This window comes from Dictyoglomus sp., assembly GCF_049968615.1.
GTDB classification, from domain to species: domain Bacteria; phylum Dictyoglomota; class Dictyoglomia; order Dictyoglomales; family Dictyoglomaceae; genus Dictyoglomus; species Dictyoglomus turgidum.
Genome location: NZ_JBMFQK010000001.1, coordinates 362,638 through 388,392, shown reverse-complemented (window position 1 = coordinate 388,392; position 25,755 = coordinate 362,638). Strand labels below are relative to the sequence as shown.

20 protein-coding genes are annotated in these 25,755 nt (G+C 32.4%); 10 read left to right on the top strand and 10 right to left on the bottom strand.

Features of this window, described 5'->3' with window-relative positions:
- Positions 1 to 4 precede the first annotated feature (4 nt).
- Complete coding sequence (gene larE / locus ACP5QL_RS01945) at positions 5 to 811, bottom strand: ATP-dependent sacrificial sulfur transferase LarE (RefSeq protein WP_012584116.1); 807 nt, start codon at positions 809 to 811, stop codon at positions 5 to 7.
- A gap of 112 nt (positions 812 to 923) precedes the next feature.
- On the opposite strand from larE, the gene nikR reads away from it, so the two are divergent.
- The 9 genes from nikR to ACP5QL_RS01900 all read left to right on the top strand — a co-directional run bounded on the left by nikR (position 924) and on the right by ACP5QL_RS01900 (position 8,710).
- Positions 924 to 1,331 (top strand): nickel-responsive transcriptional regulator NikR, encoded by a 408-nt coding sequence (nikR, locus tag ACP5QL_RS01940; protein ID WP_012584115.1) that lies wholly within the window; start codon positions 924 to 926, stop codon positions 1,329 to 1,331.
- Positions 1,332 to 1,432: 101 nt separating this feature from the next.
- The gene (gene cbiM / locus ACP5QL_RS01935) at positions 1,433 to 2,092 is read left to right on the top strand and encodes a cobalt transporter CbiM (RefSeq protein ID WP_012584114.1); all 660 of its coding nucleotides are present in this window, start codon (positions 1,433 to 1,435) and stop codon (positions 2,090 to 2,092) included.
- Positions 2,093 to 2,105: 13 nt separating this feature from the next.
- A complete protein-coding gene (locus tag ACP5QL_RS01930) occupies positions 2,106 to 2,447 on the top strand; it encodes a PDGLE domain-containing protein (protein ID WP_012584113.1) in 342 nt (113 codons plus the stop codon).
- Positions 2,440 to 3,243, top strand: a complete 804-nt coding sequence (gene cbiQ / locus ACP5QL_RS01925; protein WP_272995956.1) for a cobalt ECF transporter T component CbiQ — start codon at positions 2,440 to 2,442, stop codon at positions 3,241 to 3,243. Before ACP5QL_RS01930 ends, cbiQ begins: the two co-directional genes overlap by 8 nt.
- Positions 3,213 to 3,959, top strand: a complete 747-nt coding sequence (locus ACP5QL_RS01920) for an energy-coupling factor ABC transporter ATP-binding protein (protein WP_273334411.1) — start codon at positions 3,213 to 3,215, stop codon at positions 3,957 to 3,959. The genes cbiQ and ACP5QL_RS01920 overlap by 31 nt, the downstream gene beginning before the upstream one ends.
- Before the next feature lie 9 nt (positions 3,960 to 3,968).
- Positions 3,969 to 5,330 (top strand): MFS transporter, encoded by a 1,362-nt coding sequence (locus ACP5QL_RS01915; RefSeq protein WP_273334409.1) that lies wholly within the window; start codon positions 3,969 to 3,971, stop codon positions 5,328 to 5,330.
- A gap of 65 nt (positions 5,331 to 5,395) precedes the next feature.
- Positions 5,396 to 7,117, top strand: a complete 1,722-nt coding sequence (locus tag ACP5QL_RS01910; protein WP_428125101.1) for a hypothetical protein — start codon at positions 5,396 to 5,398, stop codon at positions 7,115 to 7,117.
- A 64-nt stretch (positions 7,118 to 7,181) separates the two neighbouring features.
- The gene (locus tag ACP5QL_RS01905) at positions 7,182 to 7,472 is read left to right on the top strand and encodes an RNA recognition motif domain-containing protein (protein WP_012584108.1); all 291 of its coding nucleotides are present in this window, start codon (positions 7,182 to 7,184) and stop codon (positions 7,470 to 7,472) included.
- A gap of 86 nt (positions 7,473 to 7,558) precedes the next feature.
- A complete protein-coding gene (locus ACP5QL_RS01900) occupies positions 7,559 to 8,710 on the top strand; it encodes an alanyl-tRNA editing protein (RefSeq protein WP_012584107.1) in 1,152 nt (383 codons plus the stop codon).
- Here the strand turns inward: ACP5QL_RS01900 and ACP5QL_RS01895 are convergent.
- The 9 genes from ACP5QL_RS01895 to ACP5QL_RS01855 form a co-directional block, all read right to left on the bottom strand.
- Entirely contained in the window at positions 8,690 to 9,490 is an 801-nt protein-coding gene (locus ACP5QL_RS01895) for a GGDEF domain-containing protein (RefSeq protein WP_272995494.1), read from the bottom strand. The two genes, ACP5QL_RS01900 and ACP5QL_RS01895, sit on opposite strands and share 21 nt — an antisense overlap.
- A 577-nt stretch (positions 9,491 to 10,067) precedes the next feature.
- Complete coding sequence (locus tag ACP5QL_RS01890) at positions 10,068 to 13,166, bottom strand: alpha-mannosidase (RefSeq protein ID WP_272995496.1); 3,099 nt, start codon at positions 13,164 to 13,166, stop codon at positions 10,068 to 10,070.
- Positions 13,163 to 14,191 (bottom strand): methionine synthase, encoded by a 1,029-nt coding sequence (locus tag ACP5QL_RS01885; protein WP_012584104.1) that lies wholly within the window; start codon positions 14,189 to 14,191, stop codon positions 13,163 to 13,165. Before ACP5QL_RS01885 ends, ACP5QL_RS01890 begins: the two co-directional genes overlap by 4 nt.
- Entirely contained in the window at positions 14,188 to 15,165 is a 978-nt protein-coding gene (locus ACP5QL_RS01880) for a methylcobamide--CoM methyltransferase (protein ID WP_272995497.1), read from the bottom strand. Before ACP5QL_RS01880 ends, ACP5QL_RS01885 begins: the two co-directional genes overlap by 4 nt.
- A gap of 15 nt (positions 15,166 to 15,180) precedes the next feature.
- Complete coding sequence (ilvD, locus tag ACP5QL_RS01875; protein WP_012584102.1) at positions 15,181 to 16,857, bottom strand: dihydroxy-acid dehydratase; 1,677 nt, start codon at positions 16,855 to 16,857, stop codon at positions 15,181 to 15,183.
- 77 nt (positions 16,858 to 16,934) lie between these two features.
- The gene (locus tag ACP5QL_RS01870) at positions 16,935 to 18,092 is read right to left on the bottom strand and encodes an iron-containing alcohol dehydrogenase (RefSeq protein ID WP_272995499.1); all 1,158 of its coding nucleotides are present in this window, start codon (positions 18,090 to 18,092) and stop codon (positions 16,935 to 16,937) included.
- A 47-nt stretch (positions 18,093 to 18,139) separates the two neighbouring features.
- Positions 18,140 to 21,361 (bottom strand): diguanylate cyclase, encoded by a 3,222-nt coding sequence (locus tag ACP5QL_RS01865; RefSeq protein ID WP_428125095.1) that lies wholly within the window; start codon positions 21,359 to 21,361, stop codon positions 18,140 to 18,142.
- Between the two features lie 40 nt (positions 21,362 to 21,401).
- Positions 21,402 to 23,558 carry a diguanylate cyclase gene (locus ACP5QL_RS01860; protein WP_428125093.1) on the bottom strand — a complete coding sequence of 719 codons (2,157 nt, stop codon included), beginning with the start codon at positions 23,556 to 23,558 and terminating at the stop codon, positions 21,402 to 21,404.
- Positions 23,559 to 23,608: 50 nt separating this feature from the next.
- Entirely contained in the window at positions 23,609 to 24,808 is a 1,200-nt protein-coding gene (locus ACP5QL_RS01855; protein ID WP_428125091.1) for an iron-containing alcohol dehydrogenase, read from the bottom strand.
- Positions 24,809 to 24,846: 38 nt separating this feature from the next.
- Here ACP5QL_RS01855 and ACP5QL_RS01850 point away from each other — a divergent pair, with 38 nt between their 5' ends.
- Positions 24,847 to 25,737, top strand: a complete 891-nt coding sequence (locus ACP5QL_RS01850) for an AEC family transporter (protein ID WP_273334397.1) — start codon at positions 24,847 to 24,849, stop codon at positions 25,735 to 25,737.
- The last annotated feature ends 18 nt before the right edge of the window (positions 25,738 to 25,755 follow it).

Here is a 25,755-nt window from a genome sequence, read left to right as displayed (position 1 = left end):
TCTCCTATTTTTTAATTTCTTGATTCATGCTCCCTGTTCTGTATCCCTCAAGGTCAAGAGTTATATACTTATATCCCAGCTCCTTAAGTTTTCTGATAATTTTCTCCCTTATATCCTTTTTTAGGATCAAAGAGAAGTTTTCTTCCTCTATTTCTATTCTTGCCATGTTTTTATAGTCTCTAACCCTAACCTGATTGAACCCTAATTTAGTCAAATAATCTTCTCCTTCTTCTATTCTTTTTAGCCTTTCTATCTCAATCCTTTCTCCGTAAGGGATTCTTGTGGCAAGGCAGGCGAGGGATGGTTTTTCTGAGGTGGGAAGATTAAATTCTCTTGACAACCTTCGAATTTCTTCCTTTGAAAATCCTAATTCCAAAAGAGGGCTTAAGATTCCTAACTCTTTAAGAGCCATTTTTCCAGGTCTATAATCTTTTAGGTCATCTACATTGCTCCCATCAAGCACACAATCTATATTATTTTCCTTTGCAACTTCAATTATTTTTTGAAAATTATATTTCTTACATATGTAGCATCTTTCAGGAGGATTTTTAATAAACTCTTCATGCTTCAAAAGCTCGTCATTTTTCAGTATTATGTGCCTTACTCCAAGTTCTTCTGCAATTCTTTTTGCCTCTTTAATTTCTCTTTCTGGGAAAATAGGGCTTATAAGGGTTACCGCTAATACATTGTCTCCAAGGGTGTCTTTTGCAACTTTTAAAAGGAAAGTACTATCTACACCTCCCGAGTATGCTACTACTACTTTTTTACAATCTCTTAAGAAATTTTTAAGTTCTTCTAATTTTTCCTTCATATGCTTCACCTCAATTGGTTTTTAAAATATTATACTTAAAAAGTATGAATTGTGAAATAATTTATTTTCATGTGTTATAATTTATTCAAAGATTTTTTACTGGGAGCTTGACATGGCTAAAATTGTTCGCTTTGGGGTTTCTATAGAGGAGGATCTTTTAGAAAATTTTGACAAAATAATAGAAGATAAAGGATATAATAGTAGATCAGAGGCTATAAGAGATCTAATAAGAGATTATATTATAAAGGAAAAATGGAATTTAAAAAAAGAAAAGGTAGCAGGAAGTATAAGCCTCATTTATGAGCATGATGTTTATGGACTTTCTGAAAAGTTGACGGACATACAGCATCATTACCATGATGTAATTATCTCTACCTTGCATGTTCATCTTGATGAAAAAAATTGTATGGAAGTGATACTTGTAAGGGGAAAAGTTGAAAAGATAAAAAGACTTTATGATGAGCTATCTTCTCTTAAGTGGGTAAGACATACAAACATTGCCATAACTGATATTATTTAGCTTCAGATTTTTTTCTTTACGCCTTTAATATATTGATATATAATTTTTTAGTTTTTTAGTAGCACTTTTTTTAAAATTTATAATACACGGAGGTGTGGGTAATGCATATACCTGATGGTTATTTAGGGCCAGAAACTTATGGAAGTCTATTTGTTTTAATGGTTCCTTTTTGGGCTAAAGCTTATAATGCTGTAAAAAAATCTTTAAAAGAAAAAGATGTTCCCCTTCTTGCTATCTCTGCAGCTTTTTCTTTTGTGATTATGATGTTCAATATACCTATTCCCGGAGGAACCACAGGGCATGCAGTAGGGAGTGTCCTTATTGCTATACTTCTTGGACCTTGGACTGCAACTCTTGTTACCTCTATTGTTCTTATAATACAGGCACTGATTTTTGGGGATGGAGGAATTACTGCTATTGGAGCAAATTGTTTTAATATGGCAATTGTTATGCCTTTTTTAGGATATTATGTTTATAAGCTTGTGAAAGGGAAGGCAAATTTAGGTTCTAAAAGAGAAATTATTTCTGCAGGAATTGGAGCATATGTAGGGATAAATGTGGCTGCTTTGCTTACTGCTATAGAGCTTGGTATTCAACCTTATATAGCAAAGGATGCTAATGGGCTTCCTCTTTATTGTCCTTATCCTTTGAAAGTTGCTATTCCTGCGATGATGGTAGAGCATCTTTTAATTTTTGGTATTGTGGAAGCTGTAGTTACAATGGCTGCGCTTTATTATTTAAGAAAAATAGAAAATAAATAGGGGGAGATAAAAAATGAGTAATTGGAAAAGATTGTTTATAGGTATTTTAATTCTTGTACTTTTGTCTCCCATAGGTATTATTTTGCCTACTCTTCTCAATGCTGGATCTGCATGGGGAGAGTGGGGACCTGAAGAGTTAAAAGAGATGATAGGTTATGTGCCAAAGGGAATAGAAAAACTTTCTTCTCTCGCAAAACCTTTATTTCCTGACTATAATATAAAGGGTTGGGAGGATAAGGATGTTTTGTATCAAAGTATTGGATATATAATCAGTGGAATAGTTGGGGTTTTAGTTGTTATACTTATAACTTATGTGATAGGAAGGTGGAGTGTAAAAAAGAAAAAGAATGAATAATTTTATAGATAAAACTTTATATGAGATAAACAGAATAGTAAAGGACTTTCTATTCTTTGAGGTAGTAGAGACTCCGGATTTTTGGAAGGATGTGAAAGACGATATAAAAATAGTAATCTTAATTTTGTCTTTAATTGGAGTAAGTCTTATTCACAATCTTTGTTTTTTATTGTTAGCCTATTTTCTTTTACTAATCTTTGCTTATCTTTTGAAGATAGACTTAAGGAAATTCATGAAGCGCTCTTTTAGTTTTGTATTATTTTTTACAGTTCTTATTGTTATTCCTTACCTTTTCTTTAATCCTGAAACTCTTAATATAGGTTATTCCCATAAAGGGCTTTATGTCGCCCTTAGGTTGATATTTAGAGTTCTGATCTCTATTTCCTTAGCAAATATTCTTTTCTTCACTACTCCTTGGATAAATATAGTAAAGGGTTTGAGGATGCTTGGAGTTCCTTCTTTGGCTATCGCTATTATTTATATGACCTACAGATACATATTCTTTTTTGCTAATTTAGCTCAAGATATTTTTCTTGCTAAAAAAAGTAGAACTATTGAGTTTAATTACAAAAGGGAATATTCTTTTATTGGTTCTGCTATTGGACTTTTGTTTATGAAGGCAAGAATGCTCTCGGAGGAAGTATCTCAAGGAATGATTTCTCGCGGTTTTGGTAAAGAGTTTCATCCTATTATTAAGAGAGAAAAATATACTATAAAGGACTTTTTGCCTATAATAATGGAAATTTTAATAATTGGAGTTTTAATATGGATGGATCGAAAATTTTATTTAAATTAGTAGATGTAAGTTTCTATTATGTTCCTGAAAGGTTGGCTTTAAATTCTATATCCCTTGAGATAAAAGAAGGAGAAAGCATAGGAATATTAGGTCCTAATGGATCAGGAAAATCTACCCTTTTAAAAATTCTTGATGGTCTTTTATTTCCTCAAGAAGGAAAAGTTTTTTTTGAGGGAAGAGAGCTTAGGGAAAAGAGTTTTGAGGACCCTAATTTTAATCGTTATTTTAGAAAAAAGGTGGTCTTACTTTTTCAAAATGTAGATGCTATTCTATTTTCCCCTACTGTAAGGGACGAGCTTGCTTTTGGGCTTCTTCAACTTGGCTATTCTGACTCCGAGATAGAAAGGAAAATTTATGAATGTAGTAGGAAGTTTAGGATTGAAAATCTTTTGAAAAGGTCCCCCTTTCAATTGAGCGAAGGTGAAAAGAAAAAAGTTGCTCTTGCCTCGCTCCTTATAATAGAGCCCGATATTATTCTTTTGGATGAGCCTACAAATGAACTTGATCCAAGAAGTGTTAGAGAGCTTCTTTCCTATATTAAGGAGTTAAGAGCTGCTGGTAAAACTATAATTACTGCAACTCATGATTTACAGATGGTAAATGGATTTTTTGACAGAATTTTTGTTATGAACGAGGAAAAGAAAATTTTGAAAGTAGGTGATTACAAAACTATTTTTTCCGATAAGGAGTTTTTAAAAGAGGTAAATTTGATATAATTTTTTCTTATGAGAGTAAGGAATTTATTTGATATAAGTTTTGTTGAGGATAAAGAATTAAGAAAAAGTTTGAGCCTTGTAATACTTGGCGTATGCTTTGGTATTATATTCTTTAATGTTACCCAAGGAGCACCAATAGCAGGTTTTGCTAAGGAGCTTGGTTTTGGAGATCTTTTATACGGAGTTATGTTGGCAATGCCTGTTCTTGGTGGTGCTATACAACTTTTTGCCTCATATGTACTTGAGAAAACAAGAAAGAGAAAACTTCTTTTCTTTTTAGGTGGATTTATTCAAAGACTTCCATGGCTTTTAGTGGTAATTTTGCCCTTTTTTGTCCACGATAAAAATGTTCTTTTTTCAAGCATTGTTTTTTTATTAAGCATTACTGCTATTGGTAGTGCTTTTATAAATGTAAGTTTTATGTCTTGGATGGGGGATTTGGTTCCCATAGAGATTAGGGGAAGGTTTTTTAGTCATAGAAGTATGCTTGCAACTTTTGTTTCGTTGATAAGTGGTCTTTTAATTGGTGCGTTTCTTGATAGATTTTCTGATCTTTACGGTTTTGCAGTAGTATTTATATTTGCAGTAATTTTGGGAATTTTTGATATTTTGTGCTTCATATGGGTATACGATCCTCCTATGAGGGGAAATGATTTTTCAAATGTTAATTTTGCTAAACTCTTTAAGGAATCAATAACTCATCCTAAATTTTCTCATTTTCTATTATTTGCTGTTCTTTGGAACTTTGCTCTGAATATCTCGGCTCCTTATTTTAATTTATACATGATAAAGTACCTAAAAATGAGTTACTTTGATATAGCTCTTTATGTACAGATCATTAGCAATGTTACTACTATTCTTTCGGTAAGAATTTTGGGAAGACTAATAGATAGATTTGGGAATAAGCCTGTTCTTCAAATAAGTACTTTTATTGTGAGTTTTTTACCTTACATATGGTGCTTTACTACTCCCAATAATTGGTTGTTCTTTGTGATACTCGTACAAATCTTTGCAGGAGTTTTTTGGCCTGGTATTGATCTTTCTTTTAATAATTTAGCATTGGGTCTTTCTCCTAACGAAAACAGGTCTTTTTATATAGCAGTATTAAATTTGTTTGTGGGTATTATCAATGCTATATCTTTTATTCTTGGAGGCTACATTATAGAGTATGTTGCTCCTTCAATAGTTAATTTCATAAATAGTCTTCTCCATATTCATCTTGTGGAGTATCATTTAATATTTATTCTCTCAGGTATGTTGAGATTTACTTTTTCAAGAATCTTTATTCCCAAAATCTCCGAGGAAAGATCAAAACCTGTTGAAGAATTAACCAATCATATTGTTAGAAGAATTAGAAAAAGAACTCCCTAAAATTTTATTGATTTTTTAAAATAATTGTTTTAATATTAAATTATCTTTAAAACTGGGGGGTTATTATGAAGAAAATAATTCTAATTGGCATCCTTTTTGTTTTCCTCTTTTTAGGCTTTGCAGAAGGCAATCAAGAAGGTTTTAATGTACCGAGTATATCTCCAAATATTAAGAGTATAAAGGTGAGATTAAATACTCCTCTTATACTTAGCTCTTCTAATATTAAGATAATTACTATTAAAAAGACTCCTATTGCTTTTAAGCCTTTTAATTATAGCTTTTTTAAAATAACTAAGGACCAGATAATAACTTTAGAAAATGGAAACAAAATTACAGGAGAAGAATTCTTAAAGGAAATAAATGATATTGAGAAGAAATTAAATGATTATGGATACTCTTTAAGGGATAAAGAAGAGGAAATTGTAATTCAAAGGATTTTAATAAAAAGAGAAGATTTAGAAATGCAAAGAAAACTTATGCACAGTATTACGCCTTTTGCTACTTTTGAGCCTGTTCAGAAGGAAGAACCTCTAAAGGAATTTAAGGACTATAATTTTTCAAGAAAATGGGAATTACCATTAGGGGATGATAATTTTAATATTAATATATTTGCAAATCTGGAGATGAAAGGAAGAGAAGATCAAGTATTAACAAACGCCTATGCTTTAGCAGAAGCCAGGGTTTTAGGGCGTAAAGCTGAGCTAATAAAGATTGAGGCCGATCTAAATTCGGCAAGAAATAGTAATAATGATGCTAAATTAAATGTGTACATTCTGGGAAATAAGGAATATTCAAAAAACTTTAATGTCAGTTATAGTTTAAAGGAAAACTTAAAATATGATGTAGACTGGGGATTTCCTATTACTGCTCCTGTGGGACCTTTTAGCATAACAGGAATTTTTGGTATAAGAGGCGGCATAATATTGGAATTAAATTCTAAATTGGATAGTTTGAATTGTTCTATAGGTGTAAAGCCATCCATAGACACAAAAGCTTTTGCAGAAGTTGGGATTGATTATAAGGTGGCTTCTGCAGGAATGGGTGGTGAACTTACTATTTTGAAAGACAGTCTTGAATTAGGAGGCAGTTTGGGATTAGTTTTACAAGACCCCATATATAATTCCTTTTTTGACATCTCTGCTTTTGGAAGAAATAGTTTAAATGCTTTATCAGGAGATTTATATTTCTTTGTAAAAGTAAACTATCTTGTAGGGTCTAAAAAATTTAAGGCACAAATATATGAATGGGATGGATTTTCTTATGAATATTCTCTCTTCAATTATTCTCTAAATGAGCCTGTCTATAAAGATAAAACCGTCTGGTTGGTGGTAAAGGATATTAGGGGAATAACTCCTTATACTGCAAGAAATGAAAAGATTAATATCTCTTCGAAGAGGTTTTATGTGGAAGCTGAAATAGGGGGAGAGATTTTCAGCACTGTAATACCTGACAGAAATGGTGACGGTATTGCTGATTCTAATTGGCTTTTAAAGATTCCCTTGAGTAGCAAAAATACAAAGGTACCCATAAAAATTAGAGTAATTCAGGAATATTCTATGAGAAGCCTGAATTTCAAGAATAATCTGGATATTTTAAAAGGAGAAGGAAAAGATTTAGATTTTGTTCTTGATTTAAATACAAATACTTTAAGTGGTTCAATTAATGGTCAGATAGAAAGGGACTATATTTGTAAAGGGGATACTAATTATTTTGGAGAGAGATATCATAGCATAACTGTAAAGCTTACAGAATCAGTATTTACGCCTGCTCCTGCTCAGGCACAATAAAATTTGACAAAAAAAATAATAAGTGTATAATTAAAGAATAAATTTTTTTAGGAGGTACGTTAAATTGGTTAAGACACTGTATGTAGGCAACCTATCGTGGCAGACCACCGAGGAGGACATCAAGGGACTTTTCGGAGGAGAAGGAGAGATCCAAAGTGTTAGATTGATTACTGATCGTAATACTGGAAGATCCAAAGGATTTGCTTTTGTGGAGACCACAGAAGAGGTAGCACAAAAACTTATTGATTCTTACAATGGTTATGAATTCAATGGAAGGAAGATTGTTGTAAGCGAAGCAAGACCTAAGGAAGAGCGAAGATCTTCTTCTAGCAGAAGCCATAACAGAAGATTTTAAATTATCAAAATTTTGATGGTTTGAAAAAGGGAAGCCCCTGTGAAAAAAAGTAGCAGGGGCTTTTTATTTGATGTATAATTGAGTCCATGAGAACGAGAAAAATTTATTACGAAGATTCAGAAATTTTTAATTGGAAGAGTAGGATTGAGGATATAAAACAAGAAGGAGATTTTCTTCTCTTAAGCTTGGATGAGACCATCTTTTATCCCGAGGGTGGAGGACAACCTTCGGATCGAGGAGAAATAGTGGGAGAAGCCTGGAAGCTTGAAGTAAGTAAAGTCTTTGAAAAAGACGGGGTAATATGGCATAAAGGTAAAATATTTGGGGAAAATTTTCCTAAAATAGGTGAAATTGTTGATCTCTTTATAAATATAGATCTTCGTAGGGAATATATGGAACAGCATACTGCCCAGCATCTTCTCTCTGCTATTTTAGAGAAAGATTATTCTCTTGAGACTACAGGTTTTCAAGTTTTTGAAGATCATACAAAGATTGAGATTCCATATAAAGGGTTAGATCCAGAGGGTTTTATTAAAGAGGTGGAAGGAAAGGTTAATGAGTATATCGGAAGAAATATCTCTATTTCCATATATTGGAAGGATGAAAGTACAAGAATTGTTGAGATTCCAGGTCTTGATGTAAATCCTTGTGGGGGTCTTCATGTGAAAAGTTTAGGAGAACTAAAATTATTAAAGATATTAGATTTTTACAAAAAGAATAATCTATATTGGCGGGTGGAATTTGTAGCAGGCAGGAGAATTATCAAACAGCTTGAGAAAAGGGAAAAAGAATACAAAATTATTAAGGAAAAATTAGGGAATCCTAATATTGTGGAAGGAGTAGATATGCTCTTGTCAAAGGCTGATAACTTAGAAAAGCAGATCAGAAAGCTTAAAGAAGAATTGAATTCCTATAGGTTGGAGGCTTTGTTAAAAGAGACAAAGGAATTTAAAGAATATAAATTTGTTGCAAGAATGATGGATCTTGAAATAGGAGATTTAAAATACGTAGCTCAAGGGCTTTTTGTAAAGGATAAAGTAGTAGGGGTTTTATTTAATCCACAGGGGCAGGGATTTGTATTTGGAAGAAGTGTAGAGAAAGATCTTTGGAATAGTATTTTATCTTTTCTTTTTAGAAATGGATGGAGAGGGAGTAAAGAGGGAGAATTTTTACAAGGAAAGATTGAAAACCCTAAAAAAGTTATAGAGGAAATTTTCTTAGAATTTTTCAAAGATTGATGTTTTATTTCTTTCCCTTTTAGCTTTGTAAAGGGCATTGTCTGCTAATATTAAAAGTTCTCTGGGGTTTTGAGAGTGAATAGGTGAATTTGCTATCCCTATACTTAAAGTTCCTGTTTTTTCTTGAACATTTATAGGTACTATATGCCTTTCTATGTTCCATCTAATTCTTAGCTTTTCTCCTACTTTATAAGCTGAATCAAGGTCTGTTTCAGGTAATATACAAACAAATTCCTCTCCACCAAATCTACCTATACTGTCTATGTTTCTTGTGTTGCGTAGGAGAAAAAGAGCAAGTTCCTTTAAAAAATTATCTCCTATTATATGTCCATACATATCATTGATGTTTTTAAAATGATCAATATCTATGAACAGTAGACTCAAAGGACGGTTATATCTTAGTGCTCTATTTATCTCATTTTCTAAGATCTCATCAATTTTTCTCTTATTGTATACTCCTGTAAGAGGATCAATACAGGAAAGCTTTTCAGTGTGTTCATAAAGAAAAGAGTTTTCAAGAGATATAGTAAGATGATACAGGATCGAAAGTATAGTGTCCTGTAAGTCATAGGAAGAGGGCATTGATAATCCCACAAATCCGTATAATTTTTCATTTCTCTTTAAAGGTATGAGAAGATAATCTTCTGGGATATTATAAGCAAATAGTTTTATATCCTTTGAAGTATAAAAACTATTATCATGACCAAAACTAAGTATATCAATTATCTCTTTTGCTTCTTCTCTACTAATTATTTGAAAATCTTGATAAAATTCTTCCATTACAAAGTTTAGCCACTACTCTTGCTACGTCCACAGGCTTTTTTGCCATATTTAAGTCAGAGATACACTGAAGAAGTATACTTGGATTGCTTCCTTTTTGTTGAAGTAGCCTTATCTATGATTTTTCGGGTTAAATCTCCGATTTCGTCTTTTCTATTTATTTTGTTCGGCTAATTTTTCAAGGGGTTTCACGTAGGTATATTTCATGGAATAGTAGAAAAGCATAGTAAAGAATATTTGAAGAGTAAGAAGAGGCAAAGAAAAAGAAACAGCAGAACCTATAATTTTGTTTCTTAAATCCTTTATGTCAAAACTAAATATTAGCTCTACTGAGTTTAGTGAGCTTTTCGTTAAAGTATAAACATAAAAGTAATTATCTTTGTAATATATGTTCTTTTGAGTAAGGAGATTTTGGGGGATGTCCTCGTATTTTATATTGGGTATTAGTTTATATGTATTGCCATTTTGGAAAATTATACCTTCAACTTTACAACACTTACAAAAATAACTTCTAAAAAAGTGAAAAAGATTAAAGGGAAAATTCTTTTGATTTTTATACCACAAAAGTTTACGTAATTCAATAAATTATTTTAATAGTTTTTATTTCAAAGGGTCTGAAATGCAATTTAAAACAAGAGTTTTTCTGGGGTATTTCTTGTTCTATTTCTTCTAAAAGATTTGTTTCATAAACTTTTTTGATAGGAATATCAAAGTTTATATCAACCTCTTCTTCTTTTCCAAGATACTCTATAAATCTTAAAATTATTCCTTCTTCATCCTCCGATTTTTTAAGCGCTCCAATAATAACGTTTCTTTTATCCCAACTTAAAAATCTTTTTTCTCCTTTATTTTCAGATATTTCCATAATATACAAAGGTCTGTTAAGTGCTTCTGCCTCTTTTAAGGTTGATTCATCTAAGCCTCCTAAATGAGGAAAAACAGAGTATGTAAAGTTATGGATACCTATGTCTGCCATATAATCAGGTGTTATAGGAGATCTTAAGAGGGTAATTCCTATAATATTTTCGTCAATACTATGACCATATTTTCCATTGTTGATTATACTTACCCCAAAATCTCTTTGGGATAGATCAATAAATCTTTGTACTGGGATTTCAAATTGAGCTTTTTCCCAGGAGGTATTTTTGTGTACAGGTTTCCAATAAATTCCATAAGGAACTTCGTATTGAGTAATTGGAGTAAATATATTTATAGGGAAATAAACTCTAAGCATAGTTCTTCTTTCGTGCCATTCAATTTCATTGATAATGTCTAATCTTTTTGAATAGGCATAGAGAGTGTAGTATTGAGTTATTGTTGAACTTTTATATTTTTTTACAACTTTTATTTGGGCTCTTAAAGGTCCCTTTTCCACTATCTCAATTTTTTCTACGTCTTTTATCTCTTTTCCAAATTTTTCATATTCTAAAGGTATATCCCATGCTTCCCAATATCTGGGTCTGTCTGGAAATGCAAATATTTGATTTCCTCTTTCTTTAAAAACTTCTCTGTTTAAGTCTTTATATAAAACGTTTATGGTTCCATCTCCATTTATTTTTACTTTGAGAAAAGAATTTTCTAAATGATCTTCTCCGATAATGAGATCAGTACTTATTTTTTCGTAGGTTTCCTCTTTTGAAACTTGAAGGGTTATAAAACTGAAAGGCTCAATTAATACGTCTCTCGAGTAAACTAACATTTTTTTGTCATAAGTTTTTTGAGAGGGCAAAGCTTTATTTTTGTATACTAGGGTCAAATCTTGATTAGAATCTAATTCAAAATTTAATTCTTGAGGAAAGGAAGTTGGATTATATATGAGAAGGAAATCTCCCTTATCTTTTGAGGTTAAATTGATATTAAAATCAAGGATTTCTTTAAGTTCTTTTTCTGTATCTTCATAGACTTCTCTTATGGAGGATCCTGGAAGAATATCATGAAATTCATTCCTTAAAAGTTTTTTCCATTGCTTGTCTATTTCTTCCTTAGGATATAAAGTATTTTCAAGAGCATTAAATAGGGTAGCTAAACTCTCAATAGTTATTAGGTGGTTTTCTGCTATTCTGTGGAGTCTTTTTATCCTTCCTTGTGTAGTAAAGGTTCCTCTATGAAGCTCTAAATAAAGATCTCCATAATATATAGGAAGTTTTTCTTCATTTATTTTTTCTAAAAACTTAATAGGATTTTCCTTTCTTATTTTAGGAATTAAGGGAAAATCTTTTAAAAGATTGAGCCTTTCAATCATTTCAAAAGTAGGTCCACCACCGCCATCTCCATATCCATAGGAGTAGATAAGAGAGTTTGATAAGTCTTTTTGTTGAAATTCCATAAAGGTTTTTATAATCTCTTTAATATCTGTGGTTCCGTTATAGCCGCAGTGTTTTCCAAAGATGTGAGCAACAATCTTTGTTCCATCTATTCCTTTCCATAAGAAAAGATCATAGGGGAATGTATTGGTTTCATTCCAAGTTAGTTTAGTGGTTGCAAAGTATTTAATACCTGACTTTTTTAGGATTTGAGGAAGGTTAGGGTTAAAGCCAAAAGTATCAGGAAGCCATGCTAATTTACATTTTATCCCAAATTCTTTCTCAAAAAATTTTTGGGCATAGAGAAATTGCCTTACAAAGGATTCTCCAGAAGGAAGTTGACAATCATTTTCTACCCATGTTCCTCCCTCAATTATCCATCTTTCTTCTTTTGCTTTTTCTTTTATCTTCTCAAAAAGATATTTATTTTTTTCTTTTATATCTTGATAAATTTGGGCACTACTTTGAAGAAAGACAAAGTCTGAATAGTTCTTCATAAGAGTGAGAACAGTAGAAAAGGTCCTTTGTGCCTTTCTTATGGTCTCTTCTCGAGGCCATAGCCAAGCATAATCTATATGAGCATGCCCTATGGCATAGAGTTCTCCCATGTTAGGATATTCATTTTTTAATTCAGAGAGCCTTTTTAATGCCAATTGAGAATAATGAGTAATAGATTTTTTTAGCTCCTCAGGTATAGGTTTTTCAATATTTTCAAATTCAGGTTGGCTCCAAAGTCCATTTATAAGGTCCATAGTAAATTTGGTGTTTTGAATTCTTAGCATAAACTCAGAATAAGAGCTTATTAAATCAATTTTTCCAAGGGTCTCCTCTAAAATATTTTGGATTTTCTTTTGGAGTTCTTTATTTGTGTCTTCTAAGGCAAGTCCAAACTCTCTTATGAGATAAAAAGTAAGCCATGCACGATATAATTCTTCATCTTTCTGATAGATATAGGCTTCTTTGAAAATAGGGTTTTTTTGATTTTGCCCAAAAAGCCCTTTGGGAACTGCCTCTATTAAAAAGAGATATTCTTCTTTGTAGGGAATTTTATGATCTTGGTGATAGGGATTTATACCAGCGTAGGGGATATTGTTTAAAAATAAAAATGCCTCTCCCCCTACATCAAGATGTATATAAAGAGGGAGAGCCGACACCTCTCTACTTAACTTAACTCTTTTTATAAAGTATACGGGGAGAGAAATCTTCTTCCATCTCTCCCCAAGTTTTATAACCTCTAAATTTGATAAAGTTTCAATATCTTCCCTTCTATCTGTAAATCCCCACTCATCAAGAATAAACTTTCTGAGAATAGAGTAACTATAAAGTTCATCTAACCAAAAATTCCATTGTTCTAATAGATATTTTTCGCTCATAGCTCTAATCTTATAGTGATTTCAGAAGGATATCCTTGTTTTATTAATTCTTCTCTTACCTCCATTACCGCTTTAACCATATTTTCCAACTTTGCTTTTGCTTCTTCCCAGGTTCTTGTCTTTAAGCCACAATCGGGATCAATAAATACCTGTTCTGGGCTAAAATGTTTTAAGGCTTCTTTTATTCTTGCTTTTATCTCATCTACTGTTTCTATTCTGTGGGAGTGTACATCAATAACCCCAACGGCAACATATTTTTCTTCTGGAAAACCCTCTTTTTCTATAAGAGGATAAAGTTTGTCAGCATTATTAGTGAATTCAAGATCAAATTGATGTACAGGAAAATTTACTACTTCTTTCCATATAGGTCTAAAATCACCGTAACAAATATGGGTTATAAGGAAACTTCTTAAACCTCTTGTAGTAATTTTAAAGGCTTCCTTTGCAATCTCGATCTCCTCAGGATGGGTTGGAACAGCAGGTTCATCTATCTGTACAAATAAGGCTCCCGCCTTTTCTAAGTCTAAAGCTTCCTGATTTATCACTTCTGCAAGGTCAAGGACTAAATCCCTTTTATTGTCATAATATTCGTTAAAGGACCAGTCTGCTATGGTGTAAGGTCCTGTTAACATCCCCTTTACAGGCTTTTTAGTTAGACTCTGGGCATATTTAAACATTTCTACAGTTATAGGTTTTGGTCTTCTTATTTTTCCTATCACAATAGGTTTTTTGTAATATCTATTTCCATAGGACCTTACAAGGCCACTTATGGTAAATCCTTCTAAATTTTCGGCAAAGTAGGTTGCCATGTCGCCTCTTTCCATTTCTCCATGTACCAATATGTCTATTCCTATCTCCTCTTGAAGTTTTATAACCTCTTCTGTGGCTTTTAGTTCTAATTCGTGGAGAGTAGAATAAGGGATTAAACCTCTTGAGTATTGGTTTCTTGCCTTCACCAAATAATCTGGCTTAGGAAAACTTCCCACACTGGTGGTAGGTAATATGGGTAGTTTTATCTCTTTCATCTTTTCTCACCTCTTACTAAATTTACTCCTTTTGCAAGATTTACCAGTTTATCATATGCTCTCTCTCTGGGTAGGTATTCAAGACCACAGCTTGGATTTACAAAAAGTTTGTCTTCTGATATCCATTGTAAAGCTTGTTTTATAAGATCTGCGATTTGTTCTGGAGTTTCTAATTTTGTATTTCTTGCATCCACTATTCCATAACCTAAGGCAAGATTTTTAGGAAATTCTTTTAGTATCTCAAAGTTTTCTTTCCTGGATACAAAATCAATGCCAAAAGTGTCTATTGGAAGATCTTTAATTCTGTTTTTGAGGGGAATTACTGTATGAAAATAAGTGTATATAGCTAAATTTCCTGAAAAATATTTTCTCATTTCTTTATATACATCTATGAAAAGGTCTATATCTTCAGGATAGTATTGAATAGATGGTTCATTAAATTGAAGGTATTTTACCTTGTTTTCTTCAAGAAGTTTAGTTTCTTCTATAAGGGCATTGGTATAGGCTTTTACAAGTTTTTCAAAGTTTTTGTAGTGCTCATCTCTGCTAAGTCTTGCCATAGTGTATGGTCCTGTAAGTACTGCTTTTACTGGAATGTTTCCTGCCCATTTTTGAGCTTTTTTCCAGTCTTCTATAACAATTGGTTCTTTCCATTTTATTTCACCCACAATTACTGGCTGTCTATAATAAGTATTGTTATCAAAATACCTTATAAGTCCTCCGATTTGAGCTCCGTCAAGTTTTTTAGCAATATAGCTTTGTCCATCCTCCCATCTTATTTGTCCATCGGTTATTAACTCTACTCCTGCCGAAATCTGTTCTTGTATAACTTCTTGGGTTACCTCATCAAATATTTTTTCTAATTCTTCTTTTGTAATTTTGCCTTGGTCATAAGCATGAATAGCTTTTCTTAGTTTTGGCTCCTTAGGTGGATTAGGTATTTTAGGATAGTGATCTACTACTGTGATAATCATTTCTTACCCTCCTTTTTATTCATATATGTCTTTTAAAACTGCACCCTTGCTTGCAGATGTAACCAAAGCTGCGTATCTTCTTAAATAACTAAACTCAATATCTCTTTTAATGGGCTTCCATTCTTTCTTTCTCTTTTCAAGCTCCTCGTTACTTAATTTCACATTTAAAGTCCTATTGGGGATATCTATCTCAACAATATCGCCATCTTTGAGAAGGGCTATGGGACCTCCTTCGGCAGCCTCAGGAGAAATATGTCCAATAGCAGCTCCTCTACTTCCTCCTGAGAATCTGCCATCGGTTATTAGGGCTACATCTTCATCAAGTCCCATTCCAGCAAGGGCTGATGTGGGTCCGAGCATTTCTCTCATTCCAGGCCCACCCTTAGGTCCCTCGTATCTTATCACTACTATATCTCCTTTTTTAATATTACCAGCATATATTTCTTTTATAGCTTCCTCCTCGCTGTTAAATACCCTTGCGGGTCCTTCATGCTTTAACATCTTAGGTGAGACTGCGGATTTTTTAACTACAGCACCTTCTGGTGCAAGATTTCCATACAATATAGCAAGACCGCCGTCTTTTGCATAAGGTTCTTCCAATGGCCTTATGATGTTTCTGTCTCTTATTACTGCACTTTCTGCTATTTCTCCTATGGTTTTTCCTGATACTGTTAAGGCATTTGGATCTATTAGGTTCCCTTTGAGAAGTTCTTTTAATACTGCGGGTATTCCTCCCGCCTCATGAAGGTCTTGAATATGTTGAGAAGAAGCTGGGCTTAACTTACATATATTTGGGGTTCTCTCGTTAATTTTTTGGAAAGTGTCAAGAGGTAGGTCCACTTTTGCTTCTTTTGCAATTGCAAGAAGGTGAAGTACTGTATTTGTAGATCCCCCAAGAGCCATATCAACTGCAATGGCATTTTCAAATGCAGATCTTGTTAAAATATCGCGAGCCCTTATATTATCTTTTACTAATTGGACTATTCTTTTTCCAGCTTCTTTTGAAAGTCTTTTTCTCATACCATCATAAGCAGCAGGTAGTGTCCCATTGTAGGGTAGAGCTATACCAAGAGCTTCTGAAAGGCAGTTCATGGTGTTCGCAGTAAACATTCCTGAACATGAACCACATCCAGGGCAAGCATACTGTTCCAATTCATAGAGGTCTTCTTCTCTCAAATTTCCTGCTTTTACTTGTCCTATTCCTTCAAAGACACTTATAAGATCTACATCTTTTCCTCTCCATCTTCCTGCAAGCATAGGACCGCCACTCAATATAAGGGAGGGTAGATTAAGCCTTGCTGCTGCCATCAACATTCCAGGGACGATTTTATCACAATTGGTTATAAGTATTATTCCATCAAGTTGATACGCCTCTACCATAGCTTCAATAGAGTCTGCAATTAATTCTCTGCTGGCAAGGGAATACTTCATCCCTTTATGTCCCATGGCAATTCCATCACATATTCCTATAACCCTAAATTCTAAAGGAGTACCTCCTGCTTCCAAAATACCATATTTTACTGCTTCTGTGATTATATCTAAATGGATATGTCCAGGAATCATTTCATTTCCAGAATTTACTACACCTATAAGAGGTTTTTCTAATTCATCCTTTGTATATCCCATGGCATAAAACAAAGATCTATGAGGTGCTTTTTCTATCCCTTTTTTAACAGCATCACTCCTATGCATAAGCGAGCCTCCTTTTTTCCAAAATGAGAAATTTGCATAATCTTAACAACGATGAGATTATTATGTCAAGGGATTTTTTATAAGCACATCTCTAAAATTTTATACACATCTTCTTTATTTAGTTTCTTTACATTTCCTATGGGTCCAAATTTAGTAGCTTTTTCTGCCATTTCCTCTAAACGTTCATTATTGATTCCTATTCTTGATAGATTAGTAGGAATTCCTAAGCTCTCATAAAAGTCTATAAGTTTATCAATGCCCTTTAGTCCTACTTCAAAATCATCTTCTCCTTGAATACCCCATACATTTCTCGCAAAATTAGCGAATTTGTGAGGAATTACATCTATAACATATTTCATCCAATGAGGAAAAACAATGGCAAGTCCAAGACCATGGGGTATATCATAAAGGGCGGAGATGGCATGTTCAATTGCATGAGAAGCCCAGTCTTGTTCTTTTCCTACGCCTATTATTCCGTTGAGGGCATTAGTTCCGCACCAAAGAATTATGGCTCTACTTTCAAGATCCTCGGGATTTTGGGCAAGTTTTGGTGCGGTTTCTATTACTGTTCTCATTATAGCTTCTGCAAATCTGTCTTGAAGTATGGCATCTTCAGTTCTATCAAAATATTGTTCAAATACATGGGACAATATATCTACAATTCCATAAAGAGTATGGTTTAGGGGAACAGACACAGTATTTTGGGGATCAAGAATAGAAAATTTAGGATAGAGATAAGGACTTGAAATTGCTAACTTTTCTTGGGTATCCATGTTGGATATGACTGCATTACCGTTCATTTCTGAACCTGTCGCAGCTAAGGTTAGGACAACTCCAATAGGTATAGTAGGTTTTATGGGAATTCTTTTGGTAAATAAGTCCCATACGTCTCCCTCATAGGTTAGCCCTGCTGCAATTGCCTTTGCGGTATCAATCACGCTTCCGCCACCCACCGCAAGGAGTATGTCAATTTTATTTTCTCTAACTATTTTTATTCCTTCTCTTACAAGGTCTACTCTTGGATTTGGTTTAACTCCAGAAAGTTCATATATTTCAAGTTCTTCTTTTTTGAGTAAATCTACTACTTTATCATATAATCCTATTTTTTTGATGCTTCCTTGTCCTGTAATGAGAAGTACTTTCTTTCCATAATTTTTTGTTTCCTTTCCCACTTTATTAGTTGAGTCATTTCCAAAGATGATCTTTGTAGGATTATGGAATACAAAATTTCTCATTTTTATGAAAGCCTCCTTTTTTGATATATGTTTTAAAAAAAATTATATCACTCAATTTCTCCTTTTTCTAATAATTCTAAAAATAATTGGGCAATCTCTGGATCAAATTGTTTGCCCATATTTTTCTTTATTTCATTAATGATCTCTTTCTTAGAAAGGCCTTTTCTGTAAGGTCTATTGGATTTCATTGCAGAGTAGGCATCAGCTACTGCGAGAATCCTTGCAAGAAGAGGAATTTCCTTTCCCTGAAGGCTTTGGGGATATCCTTTTCCATCATATCTCTCATGGTGATAAAGTACTGCCTGAAGGAGTTTTTCCATTTTGGGAAGTTGGTTTAATATAAGGTAGCCTAATCTTGGATGTTCCTTAATAATCTTCCATTCCTCATCGGTTAGAGGTCCTGGTTTTTTAAGTATTTCGAAGGGTATTCCAATTTTTCCAATATCATGAAGTTTTCCTGCAAGCTCTAATATCTCAAGATCTTCTTTAGAAAGTCCTAATTTTTCTCCAATTTTTCTTGCATATTTGGCTACTTCGTTACAATGAGTATAAGTGTAATTGTCCTTGTTATCAATGGCATTAATTAAACCAAGAAATACATCAAATTTAGGGGCTTCTTTGGACATGGGAGTTTTGTAGGAGCAAGATATGGTACTAAAAGAATCTCCTCCTGAAGTTTTAGCTTTGTACATGGCTGTATCTGCAAGGGTCAATAGTTTCTCTGGTTCATTAGTATCATCAGGATAAGATGCTATTCCCATACTTATTTTTATAGGGATTTTGTCGTTCGTAGGAGTTGTAATGGTTAAGTTTCTAATACTCTTTAATAATCTTTCTGCAAGTTTAATAGCCCCCTCTAAATTGGTCTCTGGTAAGATTATTGCGAATTCATCTCCTCCATATCTTCCTACTAAGTCCGTTTTTCTACATGAATTTTTTAAAATTTTCGCTAACTCTCTTAGTACTTGGTCTCCAAAAGTGTGTCCATAGGTATCATTAAATAACTTAAAATTATCCACATCTATTACTATTGCAGAAAGGGGTCTATTGTATCTTTTTGCCCTTTCTACATCTTTGTTAAACCCTTCCTCTAAAGCTCTCCTATTTAGAACTCCTGTAAGAGGATCTATGGTTGCTAATTTCTTTATCTCTTCAAATAGAAGGGCATTTTCAATAGCTATAGAAATATAATTGGCAATAGCTTTTAAAAAGTTTACTGTCTTCTCGGTGTATACATCATTTTCATGTTTAAGGACTATGGCACCTTTTACTCCTCTTCCTGTAATTAATGGTACACATAAAATGTTTTTGTTTTCTTTCTTTATAAGCATAGGGTTATTATTTTTTATTGACTCTATTATTATGTTTTTGTCTGCATTAGTTAACTTTTCATGAGTCTTTTTAAGTTTTTTCACTTTTATATCTAAGATATTTTCATTTCCATTTAGAAGAGCTAAGTAAAAAGCATCATAATCAAATAGATTTGCTATTTTGCTTGAGACAAGATCCCATATTAGATCTAGTTCGATGGAGGAGGTTATGGTATTTCCAATCTCATTTAGAATTGATAACTCTCGGATATGTTCTATTAGCTGATCTTCATATGCTCTTCTTTCTTCAAATAATTTTGCTCCCTGGATTCCTGCACTTATTTGGGTTCTTAGAATCTCATAAAAAAATCTATGTGGGATACCAAGTTCAAAAAGAGCATATCCAAAAAATGTATCTTGGAAATATAGGGGTTCTATAATATATGTAAATCTCCTTTTAGGGAGAATTCTTTTAGGTATAAATTCGTCTGAAAATTTTATATCTTTATGTTCTGCATTTTCTGAATAGCCAAAAAGTAAATTCTTTTTATTCTGAGAATTTTCCTGCTCTACAATATAGAAGCTCTTTATACCAAGATCAGGTAAATTATCTTTTAGATAATTTACAATAGCATCTTTATTAAAGGAAGAAATTAGATTTATTCCAAAACCTGTCAGATTTTGAAAATCTTCTTCTAATTGAGCTTTTTTATATCCCTGAGACCTTTCTGCATAATCGCTTATTATGACCCTTGCTTGATGCCAAAGATTTTCTGCAAAGGCCAAATCATCTTTATCCACATAATATATGACAAATCTTCTTAATGTGGAAATGTAATCTTGGAAATATCCTATTTGAGGGGTGATTAATTCCCTTGTCTTAAGGAGTTTCTGGAGATAATTGATAAAATAGTCTGGATTTTTCTCTCTTAAACTGGCAAGAAAGCTTTTGTAAAGTTCTATTAACTCATTTTTTTCTAATTCATACTGGACTTTACTTGCCACTTTTACAAATTCCTCTTTTAAGTCCTCTAATTTCTCCCAGGAGAGGCTTATGTTTACTTTTTTAGGCTCCACCTTTGCTCTGTCCAGCGCTGAATATTTACATCCGCAAGATTCCCTTATAATTAATTTAGTGGGAAGAGGTTCCATATTTTCTATTTCTCTTCCCTCTATAATATTTACTAAGGTCTCTATAGCTTTTTCGCCCATCTCAAAAAGGGGTTGTCTTACCGTAGTGAGAGGTGGAGTTATAAAGCTTGCTTCTTCTACATCGTCAAATCCAGTAATTTTAATATCTTCTGGTATAAGAAAGTTTCTTTTTTTGAGTTCTTCAATAGCTGAAAGAGCCATGTCATCATTGGATGAAATAATAACTTCGGGTTTTATCTTTCTCTCATCAAAAAAGGTTTTTATAGCGTTTTTCCCTGATTCATGTAGAAAATCTCCATAATATATGTGATCTTCTGGTACCTTTATATCATATTGAGACAAAGTCTCTATAAAAGTTTCATATCTTATTCTGGCTTCAATATTATCCATGGGCCCAGTTATAAAAGCAAACTTTGTATAACCATGGTCTTCAATGAGATGGATCAAAAGTTCTTTGAAACCATTAATATTGTCAACAATAAAGCTTGGAACCTTTTCTAAGGGAAGTCCAATACTTACAGTAGGTATATTTTCAGAGAATAGTTTGCAGAATTTTATGGTTTCTTCATTAGGGATGTGAGAACTTAAAGCAGAGGTGAACATTATCAGTCCATCAATATCTTTTTTAGAGATCAAATAATAGATTTTATTGGCACATTTTTCATAATCAAAGGGAGAGTTTAAGGTTTTTCCTACAATACAATAGAGATTTATATCCTTTCTCTCTGCATATGAGAAAATTCCCTTTAAAATATTCCATTGATATACATTTAAATTGTCTACGAATATTCCAATATTTTTCCGCATTAAATTCATCCTCCCCCGCTTTGATATTTAATTTTAATCTTTAAAAACTTGCAATAGAATATTGCTTTCCTCCTAATCTTTTTGCATTATACATTGCTGAATCAGCAAGACTTAAAATTTTTTCTGGATCTTTACTGGTTTCCGGATATGATGCTATACCAATACTTATACTTATGTATATTTTTTCACCTTTGGGAAATTTTATCTCCATTTTTTCAAGGTTTTTTATTATTTTATTTGCAACTTTTATACTCTTTTCAAGATTCGTTTCTGGCAGGATTATTACAAATTCGTCTCCTCCAAATCTTCCTACGGTGTCTACTTTTCTACAAGATTTCTTCAAATTTTCTCCAATCTTCTTTAGTACTTCATCTCCGTATTGATGACCCAAGATGTCATTTATAATTTTGAAATTATCAAGATCGAGCACCATAACCGACAATGGTCTTGAATATCTTTTGGATCTTTCTATCTCTTTTCTAAGTTCCTCTTCAATATATCTCCTATTAAAAAGTTGGGTTAGTGGGTCAGTAATGGCTAATCGGTTTAGTTCTTCGCAGATTTTTGCTCCTTGAATGGCTGCACTAATCTGAGATCTTAAAATTTCATATATTACACCTCTCTTGGGACCATACTCCAATACCATATATCCAAAAAAGTTTTCTTGAAAATAAAGAGGTTTTACTATAAGTTCTTTTCTTTCCTTAGGATAAAGTTTTTTAGGTATTATTTCATCAAAGCTAAGTTTTATTTCTTCTCGAACATTTTCATCTCTTAAGTGGGCAAATATAAGCTTTTTCTCTTTTAGGTTTTCATCGGTGAATACAAGGTAAAAACTGTTGATATTTAACTCTGGAAGTCTTGCAGATATCCTTTCTATAATATCCTCCATTCTAAAACTTGAAAGTAGATCAGAACCAATATATCCTAAAAGTTCTATTTCTTCGTTAGTTTTGTATTGGTCATATCTTAATAACTTTTCTGAATAAGTACTTATTATTCTTTCTGCTTTCAGGATTAGAGTTTCTGCATCTTTCTTTAAATCTTTTTCTAAATATGTTTTAGTAAAGGAGTCAATTAAAAACACTATTTCTTTTAACTCTTCTGTGGTGGAGAGATTTTTTTCCAAGTACTCATGAATTTTTTCTAAAAAGATTTGTCGTTTCTCAAATAGGGAGGTAAAAAATAGATCATAAATTTTAGAGAACAACTCATAGTTTTCCTTTTTAATTTGAGAATCTTCTGTTAGAAATTCTAAAAATTTATTTTTTAGAATTTTAGCCTCAGTAATATTTACTATTTTCTTTTCCGATGGTGGAATTGCTTTATTAAAAATTTCTTCTTTATGTCCACAAGATTCTCTTATTATTAATCTTGTGGGGAGGACAATATTCTCTTTTACTTTTTCTCCTAAGATTATAGATAAGCAGATCTCTAATGCTTTTTCTCCAAGCTCGTAAAGGGGCTGGTTTACGGTAGTAAGAGAAGGGGTTATAAAATAGGATTCCTCAATATTATCAAAGCCGGTTATTGCAATATCTTCTGGAATTTTTATCTTTCTTCTTTTAAGTTCTTCTATTCCACCTATAGCCATCGTGTCGTTGGAAAAGACAATTACATCTGGCTTTAACTTTCTCTCGTCCAAAAAAGTTCTTACTGCATTAATCCCAGAAAACTTTGAGAAATCCCCTTCGTAAATATAGTCATCTTTTATCTCTATATTGTTCTCTCTCATTATTTTCAAAAAGATCTCATATCTCTCTTTTGCCTCATCATTGTTTAGAGGTCCTGTTACGAAGGTAAAATTTTTGTATTTATGGTCTTTTACAAGGTGATCAAGTAGGTTAATAAAGCCCTTTGAGTTATCAATGGTAATAGAAGGAAAGTTTTCTACGGTAAGCCCAATGCTTACTGTAGGTATATCACTAAAATTTTTATAGAATCCAATAATCTTTTCTTTTGGTATGTTGTATCCAAGGACTAAACCAAGAATTATTAATCCATCAATATCTTTATAGTTTATCAACTGATATATTTTATTTCTCTGTAGGTTTTCTATATCATAATTTAGATTTCCTCCCACAAAGATGAAAAGATCAATATTATACTTTCTGGAAGTATTAATTATTCCAGAGATTACCTTTAATTGGTATTCCTCATATAAGTAGTTTACTATGACTCCAATCCTCTTTCTCAAGTTATACCCCTTTTAGAAAAGTTAACTTTCTTAACAATATTATACATCAGTTAAAAATTTTTTAAAATTCCTAAAAATTGATATAAAGTAAGAATAGTAAATCTATCTCTTATGTATAAAGCGTACTGAATTGCTTTTTTGATATCTTCCTTTTTAATACCCCAGTACTCTGGATTTGTAGAAAATCCAATTTTATTACATGCTTTTGTTATCTCTTCTTTCTTATCAAGGAGATTTTCTGCAATGGCATATATTTTGTGCTTGTTCAGTTTTATTCTCTCTATCAGATCTTTTCTAAAAGATAGATCGTTAAATTTTTTAATCCTTTCTATGTTTTCTTTTATTATTCTCTCACTATTTTTAGGAAAGTGGGTTTTTATCTCCCCTTTCCACTGGTCTATATCTATTCTGTAAGCTAAATATTCATCAATATTATCAAGATTAAGCTCAAGAAGTTTTTCATATAGATCTATTACATAGAAGGTGGAAATGCCAACTTTTATTCCGTGAAATATCTCATAACCTAAGAATTCTAGATAATGAGCAATATGATGTTCTGCGCCCGATGCAGGTCTGGAATTACCTACAATTGCCATCAATTCTCCTGATTTTACAAGGGCTTCAAGAAGGAGTTTTTCAAAATCGGGTTTATTTATGCTTTTTACAGTATTCTCACAAGCTTTATACATCTCATTATAAACTTTCTCATTTAAAGGCTCATCTATGAGAATATTTGCTAACTTCCAATCGGAAAGAGCAGTATACTTTCCTATTAGGTCTCCAAAACCAGCCCTTTTAAGTATATCGGGAGCATTTTTTATAATCTCAAGATTGGCAAAGATCTTTTTAGGAGTTTTTGCTATTACCGTAGTTTTTATATCCTCGATTGTAAGAGCTGCAACTGAAGAAGCATAGCCATCCATAGATGGAGCTGTGGGCACAGATATAAATTTAAGCTTCATTTTATAAGCGATAAATCTTGCAATATCTGTTAGACTTCCTGAACCTATGGATACCATCATGTGATGGTGATCTACATAAAGCATTACTTTACAGATGTGTTTCTCATTTGCATGAGTATCCCTGGGCAATATTAACAGATCATAGTTAATGTTTAGTTCTTTTAGTTTGTTTTCAATTTCTTTTCCACATACTTCGTAGGTGTTTTCATCAGCAAGAAGAAAGGGTTTTTCTTTTTGAATTTTGATATAGGAGATTAATTTTGAGTAATCTTTGTCCCAAACTAACATTTTTTGTCCCCCTATAAAAATGATATAATTTTTTTCATATGGCAGAAAGTATCTTAATAAATGTGCTTGTGATAATTATAGGGTATATTGCAAAAAAAATAAAATTATTTCCTGAAGATACAGGAACGGTCCTTAGCAGACTTGTAATATATATAACCCTTCCTGCAACTGTTTTAAAAGTTTTTATTTCTTCAGCTTTGAAGCTTGATCTTTTTATAGTTCCTTTAATTTCATTCTTTTTTGGACTACTAATATTTCTCATTGGTTTTTTACTTTTAAACAATTTGGAGTTAGAAGATAGATTAAAATGGACTTTACTGATAGGAATATGTGGTTATAACGTAGGTCTTTTCTCTTATCCTTTCATTAAAAGTCTTTATGGTGATGAGGGACTTCTCTATATGGCGATGTTTGATATAGGAAATTCTTTTATTGTTTTTGGGCTTTCTTATGCTCTTTCCTTAGTGTCTGAGGATGGATGGTCCTTTAATAAAACTTCTCATCTTTTAGAGAGAGTTTTTTCTTTTTTCCCTTTGCAGGTTTATATAATTTCTATTCTATTAAGTCTTTTAAAAGTTAATTTTCCAGAAATTTTTATCTCTCTTATATCTCAACTTTCTATTCCCAACTCTACTCTTGCTCTTTTTACCCTTGGTTATTTTTTAGATTTTAGGTTAAATAAAGCTGAAATAAGAGCCTTAATATATGGAACTTTAATAAGATTTATCCCAGGAATAATTTTTTCTTTGGTATTAAGATCTATATGGCATTCTTTAATGGTTAAAATTATCTCCATAGGGGTACTGCTTCCAGCACCCCTTGTAGTGGTAATTTATTCCAACGAAAAGGGTTTAAATTCAAAATTTGCCTCTTTTTATGTATCCCTTACTATACTTTTAGGTATAATTTTTCTTGTGTTGTTCAAATAAATTTTGAAAGGGGGTTAA